This is a genomic window from uncultured Campylobacter sp., from assembly GCF_937949835.1.
Lineage (GTDB): Bacteria > Campylobacterota > Campylobacteria > Campylobacterales > Campylobacteraceae > Campylobacter_B.
On sequence record NZ_CALEDC010000464.1, the window covers coordinates 1 to 6,647 of the forward strand.

The 6,647-nt window shown below is 47.8% G+C and carries 8 protein-coding genes and 1 tRNA gene; 3 read left to right on the top strand and 6 right to left on the bottom strand.

Translation table 11 applies throughout. From position 1 onward, the window contains the following. Nucleotides 1-330 precede the first annotated feature (330 nt). Together Q0256_RS10325 and Q0256_RS10330 are read left to right on the top strand one after the other, a co-directional pair. Nucleotides 331-768, top strand: a complete 438-nt coding sequence (locus Q0256_RS10325) for a PH domain-containing protein (RefSeq protein ID WP_297916904.1) — start codon at nt 331-333, stop codon at nt 766-768. A gap of 245 nt (nt 769-1,013) precedes the next feature. Next, nucleotides 1,014-1,090: transfer RNA gene (locus tag Q0256_RS10330), tRNA-Glu, on the top strand. Nucleotides 1,091-1,144: 54 nt separating this feature from the next. On the opposite strand, the gene Q0256_RS10335 is transcribed toward Q0256_RS10330, so the two are convergent. From Q0256_RS10335 to Q0256_RS10360, 6 genes are read right to left on the bottom strand one after another with little or no spacing between them, the layout of a single operon-like run. Beyond that, nucleotides 1,145-1,921 carry an energy-coupling factor ABC transporter ATP-binding protein gene (locus tag Q0256_RS10335; protein ID WP_297962761.1) on the bottom strand — a complete coding sequence of 259 codons (777 nt, stop codon included), beginning with the start codon at nt 1,919-1,921 and terminating at the stop codon, nt 1,145-1,147. Beyond that, nucleotides 1,918-2,565: an energy-coupling factor transporter transmembrane component T gene (locus tag Q0256_RS10340; RefSeq protein WP_297962763.1), complete on the bottom strand. Its 648-nt coding sequence runs from the start codon at nt 2,563-2,565 to the stop codon at nt 1,918-1,920. The genes Q0256_RS10335 and Q0256_RS10340 overlap by 4 nt, the downstream gene beginning before the upstream one ends. Further along, on the bottom strand, nt 2,562-3,140 hold the full coding sequence (locus Q0256_RS10345; RefSeq protein WP_297962765.1) for a hypothetical protein: 579 nt from the start codon (nt 3,138-3,140) through the stop codon (nt 2,562-2,564). The genes Q0256_RS10340 and Q0256_RS10345 overlap by 4 nt, the downstream gene beginning before the upstream one ends. Then, nucleotides 3,137-3,736 carry a cobalt transporter CbiM gene (gene cbiM, locus Q0256_RS10350; protein WP_297882115.1) on the bottom strand — a complete coding sequence of 200 codons (600 nt, stop codon included), beginning with the start codon at nt 3,734-3,736 and terminating at the stop codon, nt 3,137-3,139. Before cbiM ends, Q0256_RS10345 begins: the two co-directional genes overlap by 4 nt. Beyond that, on the bottom strand, nt 3,726-4,439 hold the full coding sequence (locus Q0256_RS10355) for a hypothetical protein (RefSeq protein WP_297962767.1): 714 nt from the start codon (nt 4,437-4,439) through the stop codon (nt 3,726-3,728). The genes cbiM and Q0256_RS10355 overlap by 11 nt, the downstream gene beginning before the upstream one ends. A 12-nt stretch (nt 4,440-4,451) precedes the next feature. After that, complete coding sequence (locus tag Q0256_RS10360; RefSeq protein WP_297962769.1) at nt 4,452-5,201, bottom strand: DUF4198 domain-containing protein; 750 nt, start codon at nt 5,199-5,201, stop codon at nt 4,452-4,454. 140 nt (nt 5,202-5,341) lie between these two features. Between Q0256_RS10360 and serS the strand changes: the two genes are divergently transcribed. Beyond that, nucleotides 5,342-6,592, top strand: a complete 1,251-nt coding sequence (gene serS / locus Q0256_RS10365; protein ID WP_297962771.1) for a serine--tRNA ligase — start codon at nt 5,342-5,344, stop codon at nt 6,590-6,592. Nucleotides 6,593-6,647 lie beyond the last annotated feature (55 nt).

The following is a 6,647-nucleotide window of genomic DNA, read 5'->3' on the forward strand; positions in this document are numbered from 1 at the left end:
ATGTATTGCGCAACTATAAAATTTATCCATCACGTGAGCTTTACTAAGCCTCGGGGGCTTTGATAAAATTTATGCGGCATAGAGCGATCGCCAGGCCGTGAGCGGGGTAGTTTCGCGCCGCTAAATTTAAAATTTTAAAAGCCTCGTTCGTAGAATTTAGCTATAAATTTTGCACCGAATTTCGCAGCCGACAAAGTAAAATTTAATCTAAATTTATGCTCAAATTCCGATCGTCCAATCCGCGCCATTACACGACTCACTGTATGAAATTTAAGCCGAGATTAATGGGGGGGTATAATTCAAATCCTAATTTCTTTTAAAGGATATTTCATGGGTTACATAGAGTCTAACCTTCTAAAAGGCGAAGAGATAGTTGCGAAAGCTAAAATTCACTGGGCAGTTTTCATTCCCGCTATCGTTTTTTTAATCATTGCGTTGCTTATATTTAGCAAAGGCGATTACGAAATTTTCGTCATATTATTTGGAGTTTTTATACTGGCGTTGCTTAAAGGATTGATTGTTTTTAAAACAAACGAGCTTGCCATTACAAATCAGCGTATAATCGGTAAAGCAGGCTTTGTCAGTCGCGACACCGTAGAGCTGAAATACGAGAAAATCGAGAGCCTATCTGTGGCGCAAGGCGTCCTTGGGCGAATTTTCGGCTGCGGTACCGTAGTAGTGCGAGGTACCGGCGGCACGGCGGTTAGCTTCCCGTATATCACCAATCCCGTAGCATTTAAAAACAAAGCGATGGAAAAGATAGGCTAGGCTTCACCTTGTATATAAATTCAGATAGATTATAAATCTTACATCCTAAATTTATCTCGAAAATAAGTGCGATTGACTAAAATTAAAATTACATCCATCGCACCTTTAAATTTTAATCTAAATAACGTAGTTCAATAAGCACTGTGTCGTTTTTTTAAAATTCCAAAAAATTCATAGTCATATTAAGACACCACATTTAGTATTTTATCTAAAATTTTGTTTTTGTCGCTATAATGCGGCTTCTTGACCTTTTCGTCTAGTGGCTCAGGACGTTGCATTCTCAGTGCGAAAACGCGTGGTTCAAATCCCGCAAGGGTCGCCATTATGGACTTATACAAGCCCCTTATTTTAAACGATAAATTTATCTATGATTTTATCATGGGCTTTCATACAGCCCATCCGATTTCAAATAATAGATTTTATCCGCGATTTTATCGATGAAGCTTTTATCGTGCGAGACGATGATTTCGCTTACGTCAAGCCCCGCCAAAATCCCCGCCACGCGCTCCTGCATCGCCTCATCAAGCGCCGTCGTAGGCTCGTCCAGTAGTAGTATCCTAGGCTCGCACACCAGCGCGCCCGCAAGCGCCACCAGCTTTTTCTCGCCGCCGCTTAGATGAAAGGGCACCCGCTCGCGTAGATGCTCGATTCCCAAGCGCCGCAGCGTCTCCAGCACCTTACGCTCGATCTGCTCTTCGCTTAAAATTTCAAGCTTTTTTAGATGGTCGTTTTCGCTGCCCTGCCTTAAAATTTGCGTCTTACGACCAAAAAATTTAGAAAAAATTCCACGTCTTTTCTCCGCATTTTGTGCTCGTTTTAGCCGCTCATTTTGTGCACGCAGGCTAAAAGCGACGTCCTCAAACACGCTCGCGCACAAAAATTGATCGTCGCTGTTTTGAAACAAAAACCCGATCTCGTGGCGAAATTTTACAAAATCCTCCACACAATCAAGCTTCTCGCCGAAAAGCCCAATCTCGCCCTCGCCCCATTGCCTTAGACCGCCTAAAATTTGAAGCAGGCTCGTCTTGCCCTGCCCGTTCGCGCCCAAGATCGCCACTTTTTCCTTGTGCCCTACGCTCAAATTTACGCCGCGAAAAATTTCTCGCTCGCCGTTTTTAGCGCTTAAATCCAGCGCCTTAAGCGAGCAGCTCATAAGATAGCTCCGATTTTAACAGATACGCACGCCAGCACGAACGCCAAAAACGAGGCCTCCGAGACCCTCAAGCCTTCGCGACGTTCGTAAAATAGCCTACCGCAAAATCCTCGCGCGCTCATCACCAGGCTTAAATTTCTTGCTTGCTCAAGCGCCGAAATCGCTAAAATCCCGATCAAATTCGCATAAATTTTATAGGTGAAAATTCCGCTCGTCCCTACAAATCCGCGCATCCGCAAAAGAGCTTGCAGCCTCGCTAGATCCGAGCGTAAAAAATTTACGAATCGCCCGCAGCAATACACCAAAGAGCTTAGCTTTTCGCCGAGCCCGAGCCCGTAAAATCCGCGTGCGAAAAAATATTCGTCCTTGCCGTAAAATAGCAAAATCGCAAACGCCATTATCAAATTAGCGCGCAAAAATATCACGCCCGCAAGCTCGTAGTTGCCGACTATGGCGGGGCTTAACGCGCTTAAAATCGCAAAGATATTTAATACCGCAAGCCTTGTGCAGACCGCGCGCGCAATCGAAATTTTAAGCGCAAAAAGAAGCATCGGCGGGGCAAAAAACGCCGCATAAAGCTGCCCGCTAAGTCCGACGCCGAAGCTGAAGATAAAAAACGCAAGCAGCGATACGGCAGGGCTCATTTGCGCGCTCTTTTCGCTAGCCACATTAAGCCAAAAAAGCCAAAAATCAAGGCCAAACAAAGCGCGATTTTAGGCGCCTCGGCGGACTGGCTTTGAAATGCCATGCTCCTAATATCGCTCTTAGGGTTTTCTTTTAGCAAGATGCTTTGCGAGGCGGAATTTTCCAAAGGCTTGGAAGCATTTGAAATTTTATTTTCAGGCGTACTGCCTTTCGGCGCGATATTTTTAGCGGCGTTCAAATTTTGCGGCGTGGAATTTTCAGGATCACCGGAATTCTGCGGCGCAAAGTTCTCGGCGCTAAATTCCATCTGCGCGCCGTGCCCTGCACCTCCGTAAATTTTAATAGTAAAATTTTTAGCTGGGATCTTTATGCTCGCAAGTCCCTCTTTATCGGTCCTAGTGCGCACAATTTCGCGCCCGTCCGCACTGATTAAAACTTCGCACTCCATGCAGGGAGAATTTTTATAAAAATAGCTATAAATCGCCACTCTATCGCCCTCTTGCGTCGCGAAAAGATGAAGCGCGTGCGAAAATGCAAAAGAGCTCAAAACCGTCAAGAAAAATAGCGCTCTCATCGCCTTTGTCCGCCGTAAAATTTCGCAATAAAGCTAAGCGCAAAAAGGGTGATGATTCCCTCCAAAACAGCCAGGATCGCACCTTCGAGCGAGATAAGCGTCGCGATAGCAAAAAACTCCCGCCCGCTGATGAAAAGCACGAGATCAAGAAGCAGCATCGAGCAGACGATCGGCACGAAACCCGCCAAAAATAGATAAATTTTTTGCGTGCGCGCTTTTAGCTCTTGCGCTTTTGAGGCGGCGGCAAAGAGCCCGCCCAAAACCGCTGGAAAGCCGATGACTGCGGTATTTACGCCGAGCACGCTAAGCCCTCCGAAGCCAAAAAACACCCCTTGCAAAAACAGCGCAACGAAAATCGCCAAGATCGCGCGCGAGCCCAAAAACGCGCCCACGAGCCCGCTTAGCATCAGGTGCATGGAGCTGACGCCCACGGGCAGGTGCACGAAAGAGGCGACGAAAAACAGCGCGCTAAAACATGCGATCCTAGGGATCTCAGACTGCCTTACGCGCCATAAAATCGCCGCTACCGCAGGCGCCGTAACCGCCCAGCCGGCAAGCAGCACGGGCGCGCTCAAAACTCCTTCGCTAATGTGCACGGCTCGCCTCCTTTAAATCGCTCCCGCTTTTTAGACGCGCAAAAACGCGCGAAGTAGCTAAATTTAAGGCATTTGCGACCTTTGCGATAATCACTTTGATTGCTATAGAACTTGTTTTTACGGCTTTAATCGCGACAGAATTTTCGGCTGTAAAACTCGCGGCTTGCGTCCTATTTGCGGCAACCGCTAGCGTAAAACTCGGAGCGGTCTCGGAACCGCTTGCGGAACCGGCAAATTTGATAAATTTTACGGCTCGCATGGCGCAATAAATTTTAATTTCCGTATTTGCGGGAGCAGCGAGCGGATTTTGCAACGTAAAATTTGAGGCTCCGAGCGATCTCGGTGCGACGCTCGCGCAGTAAAACAGAGCCTGTAAAATTTTAAAAGGCAGGGTTTGCAAAATTTCAAAAAACGAAATTTTGCGCGCCGATATTTTGCGCTCATAAATCCACGGATATGAAATTTTACGGCTCGAAGCTCCTAAGAGCGGATTTCTACCGAGCAAAATTTTACGCAGCAGAGCTACGTTACTTAAAATTTTACTTGGCGGAATTTTACCATTTAAAATTTTAACTGCAGAATTCGCTGGAAATTTTACACTGTCAAGCAAAACGTACGAAAATAAAATTTCAAAACTCCGCTCAAACGCAAATTTAAATTTATCCGCAGCGACGCAAATTTCGCCCAAAAAAAGAGATCTCACCGAGCTGCTCCCCTATTTTTTCAGCTCGTCCGCCTTGATCCAAAGCACGGCGCCCAGCTCATTTACGGGCTGCTCGCTTCCTTTGGCGGCTTCCTCCTCGCTAAGAGCCGCAAAGCCCCACCAGCCGGCAACCGGTATCACGAAGCTAAACTCGCCCGCGCCGTTGGTTTTAACGACCTGCGTGACATGCGCCTCGCTAGGGGCTTTGTAGCCTTTATCGTTATATAGCTCGATCTCCACGTCCGCGCCTGGGACGGGCCTTCCGTGCAGTAAAAAAACTCCGCTAAATATCTCTCCCGCATACAGCGCATAAGGCCGCACTAGCGGCACGATCTCCGCCTCTAGCCCGAGCGGCTTATCCCAGCCTTCGCCCGCGCCGTAAGCATCGACGTAGGTTTTGGTGATATGGCGGATCATCTTGCGCTCAGCCGGCTCGGCATAGGGTTTCGGATCGAAATAAAACGCCAAAAGCGATGGCTTGTCAGCTTTAAATTCCGCCGCAAAATAGGAATTTTCGCCCTTTTTCTGCTCTTTTAGGCTGCCTAGGAGCGATTTTTTCTCGCCGTCAATAAAAACGCCGAATTCTGCGGGCTTTTGTAGATTCATAGACTCCTGTAAAAACGGATGGGAGAACTCCAAATTTAGCTTTAAAGTAGCATTTTTTTGATCCTCTACGATATTTTTATCCGTCGTAAGAACGCCAAAATGCGCAAACACAAGGCTTGCCGCAAAAATTCCCAAAAAAGCAAATTTTGCTTTCATGTAATACCTTTCATAATAAAATATTACGGAATTGTATCACTTTTTTTCATCCGTATTGCTTAAATGTGGGTTTATTTTGAGTATTTAAAGCAAACTTTAGTTAAAATGTCGCAATTTAAATTACCAAAAAGAGGCAGAAAATGATAAATTTAAAACTTATCGAGACGAATTTCGACGAATTTAATAAAAAACTCATCGCCAAAAAAGTCCCGCCGCAAACTCTGCAATCGCTACTGGATGCCTACAACGAGCTAAAATCTAAAAAGACGGAGTTAGAGAACCTTCAAGCCGTGCAAAATGCAAAGAGTAAGGAGCTCGGCCTCGCCGCACGCGAGGGCAAGGACGTAGGCGCGCTAAAATCGCAGCTTGAGGAAAACAAGCAAAAGATCCAAAGCCTAAGCGAGCTCGTAAATGAGCGCGAGCAGAGCTTAGAGGCGATCGCCGCGTGCGTGCCGAATATCATCGACGACGACGTGCCAATCGGTGCGGACGAGAACGAAAACGTCTGTATCAAAAAGGTCCTGCAGCCGCGCACGTTCGACTTCGCGCCCAAGCAGCACTTCGATCTCGGCGAGGCGCTGGGATGGCTTGATTTCGAGCGCGGCGTCAAACTCAGCGGCAGCCGCTTCACCGCGATCCGAGGTCTTGGCGCAAAACTGAATATGGCTCTCATCAATTACATGATCGAATTTAATAACTCGCGCGGCTTCGAGCTCGTAAATATGCCGTTTTTAGTGCGCGATCAGATCCTCTACGGCACGGGTCAGCTGCCCAAATTTAAAGACGATCTCTACCGCGTTGACGACGAGGAGCAAAACCTCTACCTCATCCCTACGAGCGAGGTTACGGCGACAAATCTCTTTAACGATGAAATTTTACGCAGCGAGGAGCTGCCGATCAAGCTCACCAGCTACAGCCACTGCTTTCGCAAGGAAGCGGGCTCGGCGGGGCGCGATACGCGCGGTATGATCCGCCAGCATCAGTTCGAAAAGGTCGAGCTCGTCGCCATCACGCGCCCAGAGGATAGCGCAAAGATGCTTGAGGAGATGATTTCATGCGCGAGCGATCTGCTAGCTAGCCTTGGCCTTCCGCACAGACACATGCTGCTTTGCAGCGGCGATCTTGGCTTTAGCGCCGCAAAGACCGTGGATTTGGAGGTTTGGCTGCCGGGGCAGAACCAATACAGAGAGATCAGCTCGATCAGCAACTGTCGCGATTTTCAGGCGCGCAGAGCCAAGATCCGCTTCAAAGACGGCAAGAAAAACAGCCTCGTTCACACGCTAAACGGCTCCTCGCTCGCGGTCGGCCGCACGCTGATCGCGGTGATGGAAAACTACCAGCGCAAGGACGGCAGCATCGAAATTCCGCGCGTTTTAGAAAAATATATGTAGGCGGCCCGTGCGAAAGCTTTGGAAAAACCCAAATTCTAACGCCCGCTTCGCAACC